Source organism: Treponema sp. OMZ 805 (genome assembly GCF_050937395.1).
Taxonomy (GTDB): domain Bacteria; phylum Spirochaetota; class Spirochaetia; order Treponematales; family Treponemataceae; genus Treponema.
Genome location: NZ_JACCLP010000004.1, coordinates 138,035 through 155,468 on the forward strand (window position 1 = coordinate 138,035; position 17,434 = coordinate 155,468).

A 17,434-nucleotide genomic window follows, 5' to 3' on the forward strand; every position below is an offset into this window, starting at 1 on the left:
TATAATCCGATTTTGATAAAAAAGCTACGTGATTTATTCGTACGGAGATTTAATACCTGCTGTTTTTCAGCTACACTCTGCGTCGGGGTTTGTTGATTATCCGAAAAGTGATATAGTACCGGCAGAGGCAACAGTGATTATCCTTGAAGTACAAGACATCTGTAAATATTACGGCACAGGAAAGAAGCGGCAAACCGGCTGCGAACACATCAGTTTTACCGCGGAGGCTGGAGGTATCTACTCCCTGCTCGGATTAAACGGGGCGGGGAAAAGTACGGTATTGAACAGCATCAGCGGGTACCGCTTGCCCTCTTCCGGAGATGTATCGATTTGCGGATATTCCATTTTGAACGAACCGATCGAGGCTAAGCGGAATATCGGGATTTTGTATGAGCAAAACCCGCTCTATGATTTGATGACGGTGCGGGAGTTCTTGCTTTTTACGCTGCAAATGCGCGGTTTCGGTAACGGCGTGCAGCAAGACCTGCTTGACGAGGCGGTTGAGTTTACCGATTTGCAAGAAGTATACGCCAAACGGATTAAAGAGTTATCGAAGGGATACCGGCAGCGGGTAGGGCTTGCGCAAGCGATTATCCATCACCCCCGCCTCGTCCTCTTGGACGAACCCGCGTCCGGCCTTGATCCGTTCCAGCTGAAAGACTTTGAAAAAAAGATACTCGCGCTATCCACGTATGCGGCGGTCATCCTTTGCACCCATCAGCTTGAGCTTGCCGGACGAATATGCTCGCAGCATATCCTGCTCCACAAGGGACGGCAGATTGCCGGAGGAACACGGGCGGAACTTGCTGAGCGTTTATACGAGGACTTCGGCATTGAAGAAGATGCTGCTTCCGATACGCTTTTGTTCAAAACCTTTGAACAGTACGCCGGAGTTACCACCCGCGAGTTCCGTGAATCTGCCGCTTCCGAAGCCGCGGGACGGAAGCGCTCATATTCAGAAACGCCATCATCTGCGGTAGGTGCCGAACAATCGGAAGCCGGTAAGCGGGGGCGGCGATGAATCGTTTTCCGGCGTTTAAGGCGCTTTTTAACAAGGAACTGCATACCCTCATATACAGCCCCGCGCTGTATGCGGCAGCGCTCGTGCTTTACCTCGGGGCGGCGCTTCCGTTTGTGGGTTCAGGATACTGGTTTTCGGCGGGGCTGTCGGACTTCCGCTCTTTTTTCCTCAATCTGCCGTTCCTGTTCTGTATTGTCATTCCCCTGCTTGCGATGAACAGCTGGACTGATGAAAAAAAGCACGGCACCGACCGGCTCCTTGCCGCCTATCCGGTGGATAAACGCCTGCTTGCCGCGGCAAAATATGCAGCCCTGCTCGTCTGTTTTGCAGGAGCCGCCACGCTTACGATGGTAATTCCGCTTTCGGTTATTCCGCTTGTCTATTTTGATTTTTTTCCGTTTTTTCTTTCGTATTGTGCCGTCCTCTTCTTCGGCGCAGCCTTTACCGCATGGTCGCTCGCACTTTCAAATATCTCTGCGCACACCGCTGTCAGCTTTTTGCTCAGCTTTTTTACCGGTATCTTTTTTACCGCAAGCCACGTGCTTGCTCAAGTTTTGCCGCTCCCGTCAGCCATTGTAAAAATACTGCGCTATTGCTCTTTTACGCTTCATTTTGAATCGGCCGCGCGCGGTATTTTCGACACCCGTGATTTCTTCTTCTATATATTGCTCATCGTCGCGGCGCAGGGGCTTTCGGTCTTTTTACTGTACGTTCAGGAGGAAAGCCGATGAAAACAAAACCGATAAACATAAAGATGCGCAGCGTAAAAGAGTACCGTATTCAAGCCCTGCTGCTGGGCGCCATCATAGTAACGGCAGCGCTGCTTTCACAGCGGCTCTATGCCCGGCTTGATATGACAAGGCAGCACACCTATTCGCTTTCAGCCTATACCCGATCGATACTGAACAGCCTCGAAGGAACGGTAACGATTACATGGTTCCGCTCGTATAATATTGACGGGTTTCTGCCGTCGCTGCAATATGTTGAAGACATCCTCGCAGAATATCAGCGTACTGCGGAGGGACGCTGCATCGTGCTATACAAGGATACGGAAGAGCTTTCCCCGCAGCAGCTGAATCAGCTCGGTATTGTCGCTCGACAAATTGAGCGGAACAGCAATAATACGCAGGTGCTGCAAAACCTCTATTCGGGATTGCTCTGCGAATACCGCGGGGAAAGCAGGGTAATTCCGTTCCTCTCCGATATCTACACCCTTGAGGCTGATATTGCGCGTTTCATTTCCGAGATGAATCAGGATGCGCAGGGGAGAAAACTCGACCGCTCCGTTTATGTTGCGTTTCCCGAAGGCGGTGCAGAAAACGGCGCAACGGGTAATTATAGATATGTACTGCCGTGGCTTGAGTATGCGGGTTTTGTATCGATTACGTTGACCAAGCCTTATCCGGAGCTGCACCCCGAAATTCCACTATTGGTCATCGGTTCTTCCTATTTTGATGCCGATATGCTGACGGCTGTTGATACTTTCATTAACAGGCACGGTTCCGCCGTCTTTTTTGTGTCCGCAAACACCGTGGACATCGGCGGCAGCTGGGAGGCAACACCCAAAAAAGATAACGGACTGCTTGAACTGCTCGCCCGCTCCGGCTTTGCGGTGCAGACTAATCTTGTGATGGATCCCGTAAACTTCCGCATGACATTACCGGCCGCCGACGGCACTCGGTACGAGCATATCAACTACCCATTTTGGATTCAGGTGTTCCGGCAGGAGGCGGAAGCCCTTCCTCCGCTGCTATCTGCGGCAAAGCCCGTGCAGTTTTTCTGGCCGTCGGAGGTTGTTTGTACCGCCGCGCGGGGGAAGACGCCGCTTCCGCTGCTTGTTTCAAGCACTCGGTCGGCGCTGCAACAGCCGCCGTATAACACCGACCCGCACGGAACTCAGCTTGCCGCAGCCGCGAATGGAGAACACGCAGCCTATCCGCTTGCAGCCTTCAGCGAGCGGGGCGTCAATGCGGTGAGCGGTATCAGCGGAGCAGACAATGCGCGGCTCTTGGTGGTTGCGGATGAGTATTGCGTGAGTTCCGCCGTAGAATACACAAATTCCGATGCGAATTTGGACTTTATGGTGAATACCGTGTACTGGATTGCGCGGCAGGATGCGCTTTTGCAGCTGAAAAACAAACAGCCGGCGGTTTTGCCTTTCCGCTATTTTGAAAGCGATGCAGCGTTTAACCGTATTATCGCCGCCGCCCGTATCTTTAACCTTGTGCTGGTCACCCTGCTGATTATCGGTGCAGGCGCCGCGCTATACATCCTCCAGCGGAGGAACCGCGCATGAAAAAAGAAACAAAGGTTCTGTTTATCATCCTCTGCGCGCTGCTCTGCTGCTATGCGCTGAGCTTTTTACACCGGTCTTCCCGGGCGGGCGTCTTTTCGAGCAGCTTGATGCATGAACAGGATATCCGCGAGGTTGCGGAAATCCGGTTTTCTATTCCGACAAGGGCTGAACCGGTAGAGATGGGCGAAATGACGCTGATTAAAGAGGGCGCCCGCTTTTATCTCCGCACCGGAAACGGCAGCTATTCGGTCAGGCAGGAAATTATCGGCCGCTTTTTTTCGCTGCTCGGCGCCGGCCGCTCCTTTCTCCCCATATCGGCACGCCCGCAGGATTATCCCGATTACCAAATCGATGACGGACACGCTTCGCGTATTGTCTTTGTGCGGAAGGATAAAACCGTTCTTTCTGAGCTCTTTTTCGGAATGACCGATGCGGCCGGCGCCGGTCGGTATGTGCGGACGGGAACAAGCGTAAAGGTGTTTTTAATCGATAATGCGTTTGAACCTTTTTTAACGGTCGCCGCTCCGTTCTGGCTCGACTTACAGATATATGCGGCGCTTTTCCGTGGCACGGGCATCCAAGGCTTGGAATATGGGAATCACCCTGTAATCCGAACGGAAGCGAACGGCAATGCGTTCCGCGCATTGGAAAACTTTTTAGAAAAATTCTCCTGTATCGACATATACAGTGCGCCGCCATTGCAAAGTCCTCAAACGGTACGGGTGCGTTTAGCGCTCGGCGACGGCACGGAACTGCGATTTTCGTTTACGCCCCTGCAAAGCGGCGACTACGTATTTTTCGACAGCCGCAGTGCGAATGCCTACCTGATCAGCGGGTATACCTGCGAACAGCTGCTCCGGCATATCGATGCGATATGTAATTCGTAATAAGAATAGAAACTAAGGATTGGGTAAAACGCCGTTATGGTGGAGTTCCTCTAAAGGGAAATGCTCATGTATACGACGGTGCGGGTATACACGGCAGGTTTTCTACACCGCTGTTCCAGCTGCTGAATGATTTTTTCGAGCGTTCCTTTTTCCGAACCAAAAGCCTTGCGGATTGCCGTGCCGTATTCGGATTCAGCTGAGAACCAACGGTCGAGTTCCGCCTGTGTTACCAGCCGCTTTTCCTGATAGTCTACTTTTTTCAGCAGCTGTATGCGATAGCCTGCTTTTTCGGCGATACTAGCAACGGTGTTCTCCGTCCATGCAGTACGTGTATTTCGGCTGTCGGAAAAAAATGCTGCTTCGGCAGCCGAAAAACGATTTACGGATTCGTCAGTTGGGAGCAGTACCGACAGCCTGAGTCCCTGCTGCGGAAGCGCGAATGCAAAAATGATACGCGCACCGTCGGTATGCTCTTGCGCTATGCGGGAGAAGAAAGCGGTAAAGCCTTCCGCACTCGCCGCGGGGTTATACGAAAGCACGGCATCAAACGCCAGATCGGGAAAAAGCGCGTTGCTTTTCTCTCGTACATGTACCATACTATCTAAAGTTCCCGTATTCTCTGGCGTAGAGGATGGTTTTTCATTAAGTCGGATGGCGGCCGGTGTACTTTCACTTTGTTGCCGCGTATAGATTGGAAGAACGGTCATAATCGGACGGTTTAAAAATTCAAAGGTTTCTGCATACCGCTGTGCGGATTGCAAGGCTTCTTGGTGTTCAAATATTCCTGCGGTACATCCGTTAAGGGTGATACGGGTACTCGGCCACAGTAAAAGCCCCCCGTCAGCCCTGTACACCAACACGCGGTCATCGGCGGACAGGTTTGCCAGCCCGATAAGGGTGTCCCGTATCTGCTCCAGTATTTCGGCGCTGCTGCCTTCCGTCCGTGCCTGCCAATCCTCAACCGTAAAGGCATCCTTCTTTCCCTCGGCAGCCTCATATATGGCAGCCAGCTGAGTTTCCCGCTTTGCCAGTACCTCGTTCCGTATCTTTTCTTCATAGCCGGTGTATCCGGGTGTGTAAAATACCCTACCGACCAGTTCATCGGGTAAGTACTGCTGCGCAATCCAGTGGTCACGGTAGGCATGAGGATACAGGTACCCTTCTCCGTGTCCGAGCGATTCTCCATCACGGTTTGCGTCTTTCAGGTGATTCGGCACTTCGGTCTGTTCCTTTTCTACCGCCTTGAGAGCGTCAAAAAAACCGAGCGAGCTGTTCGATTTGGGACATGTCGCAAGATACAGCGCCGCATGGGTCAGATGATACCTTCCCTCCGGCAAACCGATACGGTCAAAGGCTGCCGCCGCGCTTGTAACAACGGTCAGCGCGTGAGGATCGGCAAGTCCGATATCCTCGCAAGCGGATATAAGCATACGCCGAAAGATAAAGTGAGGGGACTCCCCTGCCCGCACCATTCGGGCAAGCCAGTAGAGCGCAGCATCGGGATCGCTCCCTCGGATGGATTTTATAAAGGCACTGATGATATCGTAGTGGTAATCGCCGTCCTTATCGTAGAGTACCGCTTTTTGCTGGATACTTTCCTCAGCGGCCTGCATATCGATGATGATTTCCGTACCGGCAGGCGGCGGCCAGTTATCAACAGAGGTTTCAACGGCTAACTCAAGCGCATTTAAGAGACTGCGAGCATCTCCTGCGGCGGTTTCGACGAGGTGTTCCAATGCGCCTTCGGTAAAAGAAACCTTCCACTTTCCGTAGCCCCGTTCCGTATCCTGCAAGCATCGTTCCACCGTCCGGTACAGATCGGCATCGGTGAGCGCCTTGAGCTGAAATACCCGACTGCGACTCACTAAGGCTTTATTCACTTCAAAAAAAGGATTTTCGGTTGTCGCACCGATAAAGATAACGGTTCCGTTTTCTACCCACGGCAGCAAAGCATCCTGTTGGGCGCGGTTCCATCGGTGTACTTCATCGACAAAGAGGATGGTCGGTTTTCCGTAGAGTTTTTTATATTGTTCCGCCGATGCAATCGCATCGCGTATCTGCTGTACACCTGCAAGGACGGCGTTTAAACTTAAAAAATTACTTTTGGTATGATTGGCAATAACTTGAGCAAGGGTTGTTTTTCCCGTCCCCGGCGGCCCGAAAAAGATAACGGACGAAAGCCTGTCCGCTTGGATCGCTCTTCTTAAAAGCCTCCCTTTTCCGACAATGTGTTCCTGACCGATATACTCGTCAAGACTGCGGGGGCGCATTCGTGCAGCAAGCGGAAGCCGTTCCGCCGCCGCTGCTGTCTCGAATAAATCTTTACTCACGGTTCCATTCTATTCGCTCCGGCTTATAGAGTCCCCACAAGCCGGTATATTTCGCGTTGGGATCGTTTACACCGACATAGACGATATAACCGGTATCGGTATCAAACGCCTTGATGAGATTGATCGTATATTTTCCGACGCTGTTATTATATTGATGAATATTCGCAGGCGGGACAGAAGAATCTGTAGAACCCGCTTGAATCGATTGCGCACCGGTAAGATCAGCGCCTGCGAGTTTAATTTCTCCAAAGCCCTTTATACCGCTGATCAGCACTAACTGCTTGCTCGGCAAATAGGTAATACTTTGCGGGGCACTTACCTTATGTTTGGTGTCTGTCCAAGCACTGCCGTCGTAACAGTACAGCTTGCTATTGTCAAAAACGAAGACAGAACTTGAGGGGCCTTCACAAATACCTTTTAATCCCGATGAAGGACAACCGGCTACCTTTGCACCCGTTTTATCGTAAAGACCGTCTTCCAACAAGCAGTATTCACGTGCTGCGCCTACCGGAAATTTTCCGTTTGACCATGTGCTTGATACCGCACCATTCTCAATGGTACTTATCGTATAGGTTGTTGTCTTTCCGCTCTCTTCTGATTTAATTGCAAACACAATATTCGTTCCAATAACAGACTGCGCTGTCACTCCGGACACCTTACTCCAAGATGAAGCGGTCGTGTCATACTTATGAATCGTAAAGGTATCGCCTTGCCCGAATGCGGCATAGAGAAGCTTATTGGTGTCGTCGGCGGCAAGCCCCGTACAAAGACCCGAGGGGCACCCGCTCATCTCCGACCATTTTCCTCTGTTTCCCTTTGCCTTGTAATATATTTTTCCGTTTGAAGCATATAACGTATTGCTAATCTCAACTATTCCGCGGATTAATCCTTTAACGGAAGCAGGATTGAGTTTTACCTCCTGCTCTATCGCAGCGAATATCGGAGAGTTTTTACATGTTGATAAACCAATTATGACAGAAATTACAAAAGCGACTGCAAAAATTCTTTTCTTCATAGATGTCATCCTTTTTTAGAAGTGATACCGGGCGGCAAAACCGATATTTAAGAAGTTCCCAGTACGATTAAAGCTTTTGTCTTTATACCATTGCGGAACAATATCCCATGATAATTCGCCGCCGAACGACCATTCAGGAGAATACTGATAGAAAACGCCCGCCTGCGGTCTAAAGAACAGGCTGAAATACCGTGTACCGTTATAAGACTGAAAATCACCGCCGATCCCGAAAGTGAGCGGAATACGGAATTTGTCGATTGCAAAGGTATATCCTGAATTGATTGTAAAAGGAATAGCAAAATAGAGATTGCTGCCGCGTGTTAAGTGAAAGGTAAAAGCAATATCACCCCCGATCGAGACCCCTTTCGTCAGATAATGAGTATAACCGAGGAAGATGCTGCCGCCCGGATAGATATTAGTTTTAATTGCAAACTTATTCGGCGAGGTATTAAAAAGCGGTATACCCAGCTGTAAACCCATGCGGATAAACTGGTCGCCCTTCCGAATCGGTTCATAGACATAAGCGGTGATAGGGGCTTGCGCAGACGGCGTTTCCGGTTCTTGAGTTTCGGCAGCTTCTTGCGCAAAGATATTCCATATCAAAACAGAAAAAAAGAAAAATAACCAACAACGTTTCATAAAGGAATTCAACTCCATCTCATTTTAAGGGATTGGGTCGCTCTAAAAACTTAGATATGGATTTTTAGAGGTTCCCGATAAAACAATATCAAACTTGTCTTGTAAGGCGCTGTTAAACAATCACTCTATACTATAAGTTACAGAAGCGCCGGCGTTAACCAAGCGATGTCCCATGCATAGAGCGCTAACGCAATCAGCCCCATACTAATCAGTAATAGCGGTGCATTTTTCCATTGAGCGCTCACATTGCTTTCCTCAACTCTCCGTTTGACGGCACAGAGAATAAACGACCAGACAAGCATACTTGCCAAAGCGCTAAGCACAATGGCAATCAATTCGATATAGGTGAAAGCTTGATAGAGGGCAAAGATAACAGTACCGCCGGAAAACAAACGCTCCCGTATCAGTCGGCTTTCCGTACGTTTTAAAAGTATTCGATATAAGACCAAATCGCACAGATACACAATTATCAATGCAACAACCGGTGTTATACTGACGATATCGAGCGGTAATAAAAGAGAGAATTCAAGCAGCCGGCTGAGCGACGCAGCAATAAGCATTATCGCGCCGTCCCGTAGAATAAACGAAATAATCACACGGGTTGAACGCGCATTCATCGAAAGGCGCTCCAAGCCGATACCATGCAAAAAAATTAATGAAGCAGGGAAAGTATAAAAAAAGATTAAGGATGCAATAAACATACGGCGTCTCCCTATAGCCGACTTCGATATGATTCATCGGTTTGAAACGGTAAAAGTTCACCCTTATGAAAACTGCGGAAAAGCCAGAGTGCGATGCCGAACATCATAAGAACACCGGCGCTGCTCCCCAAAAATGTAAGCGGCAAAGAAAACGGGATAAGTGTAATGCTGAATAAGCCGGAGCGGATAGGTAAAGAAACCGTACCGAACACAACAAGTTCCCTCAATATCGAAACAGCTGCTAAGAGAATTGAATAGAGTATCGGCATTTCAAACGGATATTGGCTTGAATCATACATACCGATACTGATAATCAGTATATACGAAAATCCAACCATATAGATGTATCTTTCAAGGCTAATTGCCATAACAGGAAAAATCACCCCTACGATTTGTGCATATAATGCTGCCGCAAGAATAATATCAAGGTAGAGTACAATATGAGAAAACTTATCAATTTTAAAATAATCGATAAACATCTTGCTTACGATTCCGACTGCCAAAAGGAACCAAAATTCCGCAATAAAGATCAGGCCTTCAGCAAAATGGGCTGCGAGGGGGATGATCGGACATAAACCTAAAAAAAAGACGACCGATTTATTGACCATAACTATCCCTCCTGCTTCTTCATCAATATGTCAATTCTATTTCGGTACATTGCAATGGTTGACGGCGTTATCCCGTAACGCTCTGCCTGCACCGGAAGAGCATCAATCCCTGCAAGTCCGCAGAAGACGCAACCGATTGAGCGTTCATAAAAAAAGACTGCAGGATAAACACCGTACTTACCGGTTAGAGGAAGCATAAATACAAACGCTTCGCGTCCGGAGTATGAGGCGGATAATACGGCTTTGAACGGCAAACCGGATAAACCTGTATTATCAAGCCAGCTAACAGTTATTTGCCGCCCTTTAAAACCCGGATATGCACGGCAAAGCTTTTCTGCAGCGGCGGTCAGATAGCGGGTATCCGCCTTTTTCCGTAGATACGACAGCCCTAAAAATGAGGCTAAGAATACAAGCAAAATTCCGGCAAGCGCGGCATATTTTTTTAAAAGGTGTTTTGCAGCATCGGTCATAATGCACCTCGTCGTCTTTTATAAAAATATGCTTCCAGCCACTCGATGAGGGGTGTGAGGCAATCGGCAAATAAGACGGCAAAAGGAATACCAGCCGGTATAGCGCCGGGACCGGCAATACAAAACGCGAAAATACCGGTCAGTATGCCGGTGATAAACCTCCCTTCCCATGAGCGGGGAATGGAGCCGCTGTCGTTCATGACAAAAAAGGCCGAAAAAAGAGCACCGCTCGTCAATATCGCAGATAATATATCCCCCTGTCCGTATGCACTTGCCTGCGCTGCGGACGGAAATAGATATACCAGCAGCCCATAAATGAGCAAAAATGTAAAAGGCAGCGTTTTATGAATCGTTTTTACTGACAGCAGTACGATTGAAGAACATAATGTTAAGAGATTATACCGGAACGCCGGTACCGTTGATGGATAATGAAGAAACAGTCCGATATACCCTTCCGGCAGCGTTACATCAACTCCATGCAGAAATGTCGAATTAAACATCGAAGTTATATATTGATCTGCCGGTGTCTGCAACAGACCGGAGCCTTCCAGCGCTGCAAAAACGCTACCGCCGGAGATTATCCGATCAAGAGCGACCGGTTGTACAAAGCAATCGGGCTTGCACACTGCAGCAATGCAGGCAGCAAGCATAACCGGATTAATCCATGAGGAACCTTTTCCACCGAAAACACCCCAGCTGAAAAAATAACTCATAAACGCGATTAAAAAGCTAAAAACAAAACCGCCATTAACCGGCAGAAAAAAACCTATCAATAAGCCGGTTACGAACGCATGGATATCAAAGCGGATTCTACCTTGCAGATACCCGATAAGAAAAGACACAAGCGTTGCAGCCGCTCCGGCAGTTATGATCAGAAAGATGCTTGCAAAATCGTGCATAATCCCCATAGCAATAAGCTGAAGCGATAAAAGACTTAATACCAGAATTGCCGTATTCCGCGCATTCATACCGGTATAGACGTAGGGGGCAGGAGAAAGTATGGTACGGTTATACGGCATAACTATCTCCTCTCTCTGCTGCCGATTTGATAATCGCGCTTAACGGAATACGCACCGGACATACTGCCGAACAACAGGCACAGCCGCTGCATAACGCAATAGAGCGCAGCGTTTCGGCAGTGTACCGATTTCTTTGAATCCGGCGTACCGTATTTATCGGGTCGATATATGCGGGGCAGCTCCGCAGGCATTGTCCGCAATGGGTGCATTCGTCCAGTTGTTGTTGAATATCAATATCGGTACCGACCGCGTGGATCGATTTAATCCCCTTACCGGCGGGTAAGTCTAAACTGTCAACCAATGTTCCACGCAATAAGCCATTCAGAATGATATGCGTATTTTTGCTTTTAAAGCCGCCGCATTCTTCTATGAGGTGGCCGATCGGTGTACCGATGCGTACTTTAATAACCGTGGCGTGTTCCAATGTCTTGCCGGTAAGGAGTAAGTACGTTGTCAGCATCGGTTGATTATGCTGCACCGATTCATAAACCGACAAAGCAGTCAAAGCGTCGATCACAACAGCATCTTTTTCTGCCGAACGGGTATGGGCATTTCCTGCAGGATAGGTTTGCGGAACGGTGAGATGCGCAAGATCGCGGTCGGAAATAACGGTTCCGATCGTATCAAAAAGGGCACGGTCTTTTTTTTCCATACCTGTTTCAACGATAATTTTCGCAGCCCCTACCGCATGAGCAATAATATCAATTCCTTCTGCGACTTCGCGGATAAACCGGCGGGCTAAAAAAGAATCCAGCATACAGGTAGGGTCTTTATCGTAAAGCATAACGGTAAGCGTTTTTATACCTTGCTTTACAGCCATCCTGATCTCTTCTGCAAGAGAAACCGTTTCTCCTGAAGTATTAACTAAACCGGCAAGGTCGATGAAGTGAAGAAGCCCTGTTTGATCGCTTTGTTTCCACAGATACGGAGTGCGTCGTTTACCCAGTATGCTGAAGCCACCCCCTGTTTTGATATGGAGACCGCGAAATGAATGACCATTTGGAAGCTGCGCGTCAACAATTCCCGACACAATGCCGGGAACCGAGGCATGGACGTGCGCCGATAAGCTGTTACCTGCGCGAGCGACCATCTGTCCCTCATTCACAAAATCTCCGACGGAGACTAAGGGAAGGCTACTCGTTTGTGTTTTTGATGCAAGCGGTACCAGCGTATATTGCGGCAGAAAAGCATTTCCTTCGAATTGGGGATCCAAGCGGATATATTTTGCTTGCTGTTGTCCCCGTTTAAATCGTATAAATTCCATCATCGTATTTTGCTCATTATAATCAGAACACAGGGAAATAACAACGTGCCGAGGATAATAAAAAATGCAATAACAGGACTCAGTGTGGATACATATAAAAGACGATAGGCTGCAGCGGAAAAACCGGCTTGAGCTATCAGCATCTTCTCTAACGGGAGCAGCGCCAGTCGCTCGTTTCTTAATGCACGGAGAATAAACACCGTATCGAAGGAATATATAACCCTTTCGTCACGATGCAGCTTTCCATCTGAATCCTCATGATAGGAATCAAAGTATATCCGCATATTCGGGGTAAGCGGCGGTAACGGTTCATGAACATTGAGATAAGGTAAAGCCGCCGTATACCAATAATCTTCTATATAGTTACTTAAATCGGGGAGATAATCCTGCGGCCGCGATGCCTGCACGGTAAAAAAACCTGAATCGGTAAACGGAATCGGCGACCGTGAAACCGGCTGCGGCACATTCAGTTTAGCGGCAGCAGGGCTTAAACGGTTTGTTGATAATACAAGCGGGATAACTGCGGAAACAAATAGCAAGGCGCCGGTCAGTATGGTTGCATTGATGGCATATCGAGTATTCCAAAACTGTGCCCATGATTGCGGATGCATCGCAAACAGCTTTAACGAAGGATGTTGGCGGTATCGCTCCAGATACGTTTCTCTTATCTGCAAAAAGCTGTGCACTGAAAAGAGCATACCTGCCGATAACAGCAACGCCAACAAGAAAAAGCAAAGGGCAACGATGCCATCGATGACCGCAGTCAACAGCGGAGCCGCAGGAAGAACGAGCATAAACCTGTTATGCTTAATCCGTTCTTTAAGCTGCTTCCATGGGATTGCCAGTTCATTTTCCAGCGCCTCAAGCCAGTATGCAGCGGTTAATATGCTTAAAAGAGCAGTCGCGGATGATAAACTGCTTTTAACGCAGAATGCATAGCAGACAAAGCTGAACGCAGCGGCAAAAAACAGCAGTTTTTTACGGGAATTGGCACTGCAGTAGGCAAACAGAATAAGCGCAAGAAGTCCTTGTATCGGACTATATGGAATAGCGGCTTCAAGAAAAAAATGCGCTCGTTTACCGTAGAGTGAAAAATAGAACGAAAGGTATTTAAAAATCGAAGTATACGGAAGATAAAGATATTGGTATCCGCCGTCATCATCGCGGAACCATCGAGTATAGCGTTCGGTATCGGTAAACGGAAAGCGTTCGTGCCGACCGGTTCCTAATAATGAAAAGCGGCTCGAAACGGAAAACTCCGATGCGGTACCCGAGATGCCGACTTCCTCTGCAGCAGAGATATAGGGTTCAATATCATCCGAGCAGGGAACTGCTGCTATCCGATATCCGTCCCATGTCGGAGCATAAAAATGGAGAGGGAAAAGGATAAAAAGCAAGAGGATTCCGGTTGCGATGAACGCCGACAAGAAATATAAAAAACCGTTCAGCCGCTTCATGGGTTATACTGTATAATAGAGTGAAAAATAACTTCCGATTACAACACCGAGAATCATACCGGCAAAAACTTCAACAGGGGTATGGCCTTGAACTTCTTTGACAGGCTTAAAAGATGTATTCATTATTTCGGCCATTTTTGCGCCTACTTCGTTTAACATTTTTGCTTGAAGTCCACTTGAGCGGCGAACTCCCATTGCGTCCCTAATAACAATCATCGCAGAAAAAATAGAAAAAATAAATAAATCCGAAGAAACGCCCTGTTTAAAACCGATTGTAGTCGAGAGAGCCGTCACAAGAGCAGAGTGGCTTGAGGGCATACCACCCGTGCGCCATACCAATAAGTCGAAAAAGACCGGCAGAGAATGTACTGATGATCCGCAAAATCCGATGAATGTTTTGATAAATTGACTCAAAAGCCAGCTTGTAATGGCTGCTAAAAAAATCGGGTTTTGGGCTACAATCTTAACTTGTGTAAAAAAAACCTGCATCTTGTGGACAGTTTTGTACAATTAACAGCTTTTGTCAAGCACTGTCTTTTAAAGAAGCCGTCCAGTATTGCATGAGGATGCCGAATGCGACTGCGACATTGAGCGAGGCTTTGATGCCCTTCATTGGAATGCTGACAATACCGGCGGAAACGCTTTTGAGAGCTTCCGCGCTGAGTCCCAGTTCTTCGGAGCCGAGTAGGACAATGCCGTGCTTGGGGAAAGAAAAAGAAGTAATCGGAGTGCCGCCTGTTTCAAGCGCAAAGACGGGAAGGTCGGCAGGCAGAGCTTCAAGCGGACAATACTCCCACGGCAGAAAGTGAGTGCACCCCATCGCCGACCGCTGTGCACGAGGTTGTTCGGGCGAAACGCAACCCTCCGACAGGAGCAGCTTTTCTGCGCCGAAAGCCTCCGCGGTACGAAATATGGAGCCGAGGTTAAAGGGTGCACGGATGTCTTCGGCATACACATAGACCCCCGGATAAAACGGGCGCGGTACAGGAAGTGCCGGAGGGGGCGCGTCAGTCTGTGTTTCAGTGTATGGCAGTGACACATTCAGCGCAGCAATATCGTGCTTTGGTATGGCGGTACCGTAGCGCAGCCCCGGAGCGATTAAATCCCATTCGGAAGGCTGCACACCGCTCTGTCGATACAGCGCATGACGCAGCGTATTAAACAGTATACGGTAATCTCCGACGGTGAGCGCGTCCGCATGTAAGGCAGAAGTATACGTTTTAACGGCAGTGGTAATAACGGAATCGGACGGATAGATTGATGCAAGGTGGGTGCAAAGCCCTTCGATATAAAATGAATCGCAGGAAAGAGAAACGACCGAATACGGTAAATCCGAAGGGACTGCAACGCATTCGGCTTCAAGTATCTCAAGGATTTTAATAATCTTGCGTATCTTTTGAGTAGAGGGGAGCCGGACAAGCTTAAAAAGCTCGATCATGTGTTAATATGCTTGTTTAAGCAGCTCAAACACATCATCGCTCCGCATCGGCTTAGGGATATAGTTCATAAAACTCAGCGAAACGGTATCTTCGGAAATAGCAACCAGCTGCTCAATAGATAAACCGATATCCTTCAAACGAGTGGGCAGATTAGCTTGAGCCAAACGGCGGCGGATTTCTTCGATAGCATCCTTTGCGACGTACAGCGGATCGACACCGCGCGTATCAACATTCAGCATCCGTCCGATTTTTAGGAGTTTGTCGAGATTCGATGTTTGCGCATTCGTAAGGATATACGGTAAAAGGATTGTTCCGACTACCGAGCTGGAAATATTATAGCGGCTTGCACAGGCGAGTGCGATGGCGCTCCCTAATCCCGGGCTGGAAAAAGAAATACCGATAGCAGTTAAACAGGCCGCTTCTGCAATAACCGTTTCGCGGGAAGCGCCGGTAGAACGTCCGTGCTGCGGATCAAGCGACAACAAAAAGCGGTCGATTGCTTTCCCTAAAATCGTTTCCGACAAAAAGTTTGTTTTTGAAGAGGTATAGCCTTCAAACGCAATGCCGACGCCTTGAAGAATAGTTGCCGTCGTTGCATTTGGTGCAAGATTTGAATAGCAAGCGGTATCGAATACGCAGAGCTTACAGAGATCCTTCCGCACTTTTAATAAATGAATTTTTCGTGAACGAGCGTCAACAATCGGACTGAACGGTGTAAAAGTGAACGGTTCGCGGCAAGTAGCGGGAACTTCAATGAACGGAAGCGGTTCCGCCGCGCAAGGCTTCCCTTCGATAAAATCATAGATGGAACCGCTTTCATTGTATAACGAGGCAACGGCACGACCAACTGCGACCGGTCCCATACCGCCTGAGGCAATAACGGCATCGACAAAGACTCCGCGGGCAAGACTTAATGCGTTTTCAATGATATCCGAGTCGGCGGAACGTTTTACGCCGTCAAATACAAGAACGGATATATCCCTTTCTTCCAATGCGTCAATAATTTTTTTTGCAATACCGGTTTCGTGCAGCAACGGATCAACAATAAATAAGAATTTTTTTCCAAATTGAACGGCTTCCGCGCCAATTTTTGCTATGGAGTAACTTCCGAGGATAATATTTGATGTAAGCTTAAAGGTAAAATTAGACATACTCGTATTCCGCCTTTATTTCAGGTTTTTTAGAAGAAAATATATGAGCGATTAAAACTGCGTTGAAACGACACAATACCATTTGATTGTGCCGCTGCACGCTTTTAGAGACCGTAATCGTCTAATATCTTGTCAGCAACGAGTTCCAAGAGAGCATTATTTATATATGAAGGATCCGCGAACTTTTTCTTTACCTCGGCAACCTTATCTTCACGAATATCAGGTGCATTTCTCACCGCTTCCAATGCGATATTTGCATCTGATAATACCCGCGCTTCATTTGAAACGGAAACGGCATCCGTTTTACCGAACGCTTCAGTCCTTGGCATCCGCTGAATAGGTTGTACAGGTTTTACAGGCTCAATTCCGTTTAGTCTATCAATTGTCATGTTTTTTCCGCCTTCCATAGCTTTTATCGGCATTTTTATCGAAAAAATTAAGCCTTTCCGGATACAAAAACCGAAAACTCGCCTTTTATCGATTGCCGCTCCTGTAATGTATGTAAAATATCCGATACCTCACCGGATAAAATTTCTTCATGCAGTTTGGTCAACTCACGGCCGACAACAACCAGCCTCTTGCTATCAATATCGGCAATATCTTGTAACAGCTTGATAATTCTGAACGGAGATTCGTAGAGTACGAAGCCCGTGTGCATATCAAAAAGTTCCTGCAGCCGCCGTTTTCTCCGCCCTTGTTTAGGGGATAAAAACCCTTCAAAAAGCACCGACGAGTCGCACGTTCCTGCAATGCTGACCATAACCGCAAATGCGGAAGCGCCCGGGATTGGGACGACAGGATACCCTGCCTCACGCACCAGCTTAACGAGAATGGCTCCGGGGTCGCTCAAGGCCGGAGTTCCTGCATCGCTCGCATACGCGACATTCTTGCCGTCAGCCAATAGGCCGATAATTTTCTGGGCGGCATCCGCTTCATTCTGCGAACGGCACGAAATAAGCGGCTTCCGTATCTCAAAATGAGTTAAAAGCCCCAACGTATGCCGTGTATCTTCGCAGGCAATATAGTCAGCCGTTTTGAAAATTTCCAATGCCCGTACTGTAATATCGCCTAAATTTCCAATCGGTGTTCCGACTACATATAACGATGCCACTATAAAAGTATACTGTGTTTTATAGG

At 48.1% G+C, this 17,434-nt stretch carries 18 protein-coding genes; 4 read left to right on the forward strand and 14 right to left on the reverse strand.

The window, feature by feature from the left end:
* The first annotated feature begins 133 nt into the window (after nt 1–133).
* Genes HGH47_RS05030 through HGH47_RS05045 form a run of 4 tightly spaced genes read left to right on the forward strand, consistent with a single transcriptional unit; the run spans nt 134 to nt 4,204 of the window.
* Complete coding sequence (locus HGH47_RS05030) at nt 134–1,021, forward strand: ABC transporter ATP-binding protein (protein ID WP_212565810.1); 888 nt, start codon at nt 134–136, stop codon at nt 1,019–1,021.
* Nucleotides 1,018–1,752: an ABC transporter permease gene (locus HGH47_RS05035; protein ID WP_212565809.1), complete on the forward strand. Its 735-nt coding sequence runs from the start codon at nt 1,018–1,020 to the stop codon at nt 1,750–1,752. Before HGH47_RS05030 ends, HGH47_RS05035 begins: the two co-directional genes overlap by 4 nt.
* The gene (locus tag HGH47_RS05040) at nt 1,749–3,317 is read left to right on the forward strand and encodes a Gldg family protein (RefSeq protein WP_432910774.1); all 1,569 of its coding nucleotides are present in this window, start codon (nt 1,749–1,751) and stop codon (nt 3,315–3,317) included. Before HGH47_RS05035 ends, HGH47_RS05040 begins: the two co-directional genes overlap by 4 nt.
* Nucleotides 3,314–4,204 carry a DUF4340 domain-containing protein gene (locus HGH47_RS05045; protein WP_212565807.1) on the forward strand — a complete coding sequence of 297 codons (891 nt, stop codon included), beginning with the start codon at nt 3,314–3,316 and terminating at the stop codon, nt 4,202–4,204. The genes HGH47_RS05040 and HGH47_RS05045 overlap by 4 nt, the downstream gene beginning before the upstream one ends.
* Nucleotides 4,205–4,254: 50 nt before the next feature.
* On the opposite strand, the gene HGH47_RS05050 is transcribed toward HGH47_RS05045, so the two are convergent.
* The 14 genes from HGH47_RS05050 to rsmI all read right to left on the reverse strand — a co-directional run bounded on the left by HGH47_RS05050 (nt 4,255) and on the right by rsmI (nt 17,408).
* Entirely contained in the window at nt 4,255–6,534 is a 2,280-nt protein-coding gene (locus HGH47_RS05050; protein WP_432910777.1) for an AAA family ATPase, read from the reverse strand.
* Entirely contained in the window at nt 6,527–7,549 is a 1,023-nt protein-coding gene (locus tag HGH47_RS05055) for a hypothetical protein (protein ID WP_253675999.1), read from the reverse strand. The genes HGH47_RS05050 and HGH47_RS05055 overlap by 8 nt, the downstream gene beginning before the upstream one ends.
* Nucleotides 7,550–7,564: 15 nt before the next feature.
* Nucleotides 7,565–8,188 carry a TP0733 family outer membrane beta-barrel protein gene (locus tag HGH47_RS05060; RefSeq protein ID WP_212565806.1) on the reverse strand — a complete coding sequence of 208 codons (624 nt, stop codon included), beginning with the start codon at nt 8,186–8,188 and terminating at the stop codon, nt 7,565–7,567.
* A 137-nt stretch (nt 8,189–8,325) separates the two neighbouring features.
* Nucleotides 8,326–8,889 carry a hypothetical protein gene (locus HGH47_RS05065; RefSeq protein ID WP_212565805.1) on the reverse strand — a complete coding sequence of 188 codons (564 nt, stop codon included), beginning with the start codon at nt 8,887–8,889 and terminating at the stop codon, nt 8,326–8,328.
* A gap of 11 nt (nt 8,890–8,900) precedes the next feature.
* Nucleotides 8,901–9,497 carry a hypothetical protein gene (locus HGH47_RS05070; protein WP_212565804.1) on the reverse strand — a complete coding sequence of 199 codons (597 nt, stop codon included), beginning with the start codon at nt 9,495–9,497 and terminating at the stop codon, nt 8,901–8,903.
* Nucleotides 9,498–9,499: 2 nt separating this feature from the next.
* Entirely contained in the window at nt 9,500–9,967 is a 468-nt protein-coding gene (locus HGH47_RS05075; RefSeq protein ID WP_212565803.1) for a hypothetical protein, read from the reverse strand.
* Nucleotides 9,964–10,986 (reverse strand): RnfABCDGE type electron transport complex subunit D, encoded by a 1,023-nt coding sequence (locus HGH47_RS05080; RefSeq protein ID WP_432910782.1) that lies wholly within the window; start codon nt 10,984–10,986, stop codon nt 9,964–9,966. The genes HGH47_RS05075 and HGH47_RS05080 overlap by 4 nt, the downstream gene beginning before the upstream one ends.
* The gene (locus HGH47_RS05085; RefSeq protein WP_432910785.1) at nt 10,976–12,253 is read right to left on the reverse strand and encodes a 4Fe-4S dicluster domain-containing protein; all 1,278 of its coding nucleotides are present in this window, start codon (nt 12,251–12,253) and stop codon (nt 10,976–10,978) included. The genes HGH47_RS05080 and HGH47_RS05085 overlap by 11 nt, the downstream gene beginning before the upstream one ends.
* Nucleotides 12,250–13,707: a hypothetical protein gene (locus HGH47_RS05090; RefSeq protein ID WP_432910787.1), complete on the reverse strand. Its 1,458-nt coding sequence runs from the start codon at nt 13,705–13,707 to the stop codon at nt 12,250–12,252. The genes HGH47_RS05085 and HGH47_RS05090 overlap by 4 nt, the downstream gene beginning before the upstream one ends.
* A 3-nt stretch (nt 13,708–13,710) precedes the next feature.
* Nucleotides 13,711–14,196 carry a divergent PAP2 family protein gene (locus HGH47_RS05095; protein ID WP_212565799.1) on the reverse strand — a complete coding sequence of 162 codons (486 nt, stop codon included), beginning with the start codon at nt 14,194–14,196 and terminating at the stop codon, nt 13,711–13,713.
* A 34-nt stretch (nt 14,197–14,230) separates the two neighbouring features.
* A complete protein-coding gene (locus tag HGH47_RS05100) occupies nt 14,231–15,145 on the reverse strand; it encodes a TrmH family RNA methyltransferase (RefSeq protein WP_432910789.1) in 915 nt (304 codons plus the stop codon).
* Between the two features lie 3 nt (nt 15,146–15,148).
* Nucleotides 15,149–16,297 carry an iron-containing alcohol dehydrogenase gene (locus HGH47_RS05105; protein WP_212565797.1) on the reverse strand — a complete coding sequence of 383 codons (1,149 nt, stop codon included), beginning with the start codon at nt 16,295–16,297 and terminating at the stop codon, nt 15,149–15,151.
* A gap of 104 nt (nt 16,298–16,401) precedes the next feature.
* Complete coding sequence (locus tag HGH47_RS05110) at nt 16,402–16,686, reverse strand: flagellar biosynthesis anti-sigma factor FlgM (protein WP_432910792.1); 285 nt, start codon at nt 16,684–16,686, stop codon at nt 16,402–16,404.
* Between the two features lie 47 nt (nt 16,687–16,733).
* The gene (gene rsmI / locus HGH47_RS05115; protein WP_432910795.1) at nt 16,734–17,408 is read right to left on the reverse strand and encodes a 16S rRNA (cytidine(1402)-2'-O)-methyltransferase; all 675 of its coding nucleotides are present in this window, start codon (nt 17,406–17,408) and stop codon (nt 16,734–16,736) included.
* Nucleotides 17,409–17,434 lie beyond the last annotated feature (26 nt).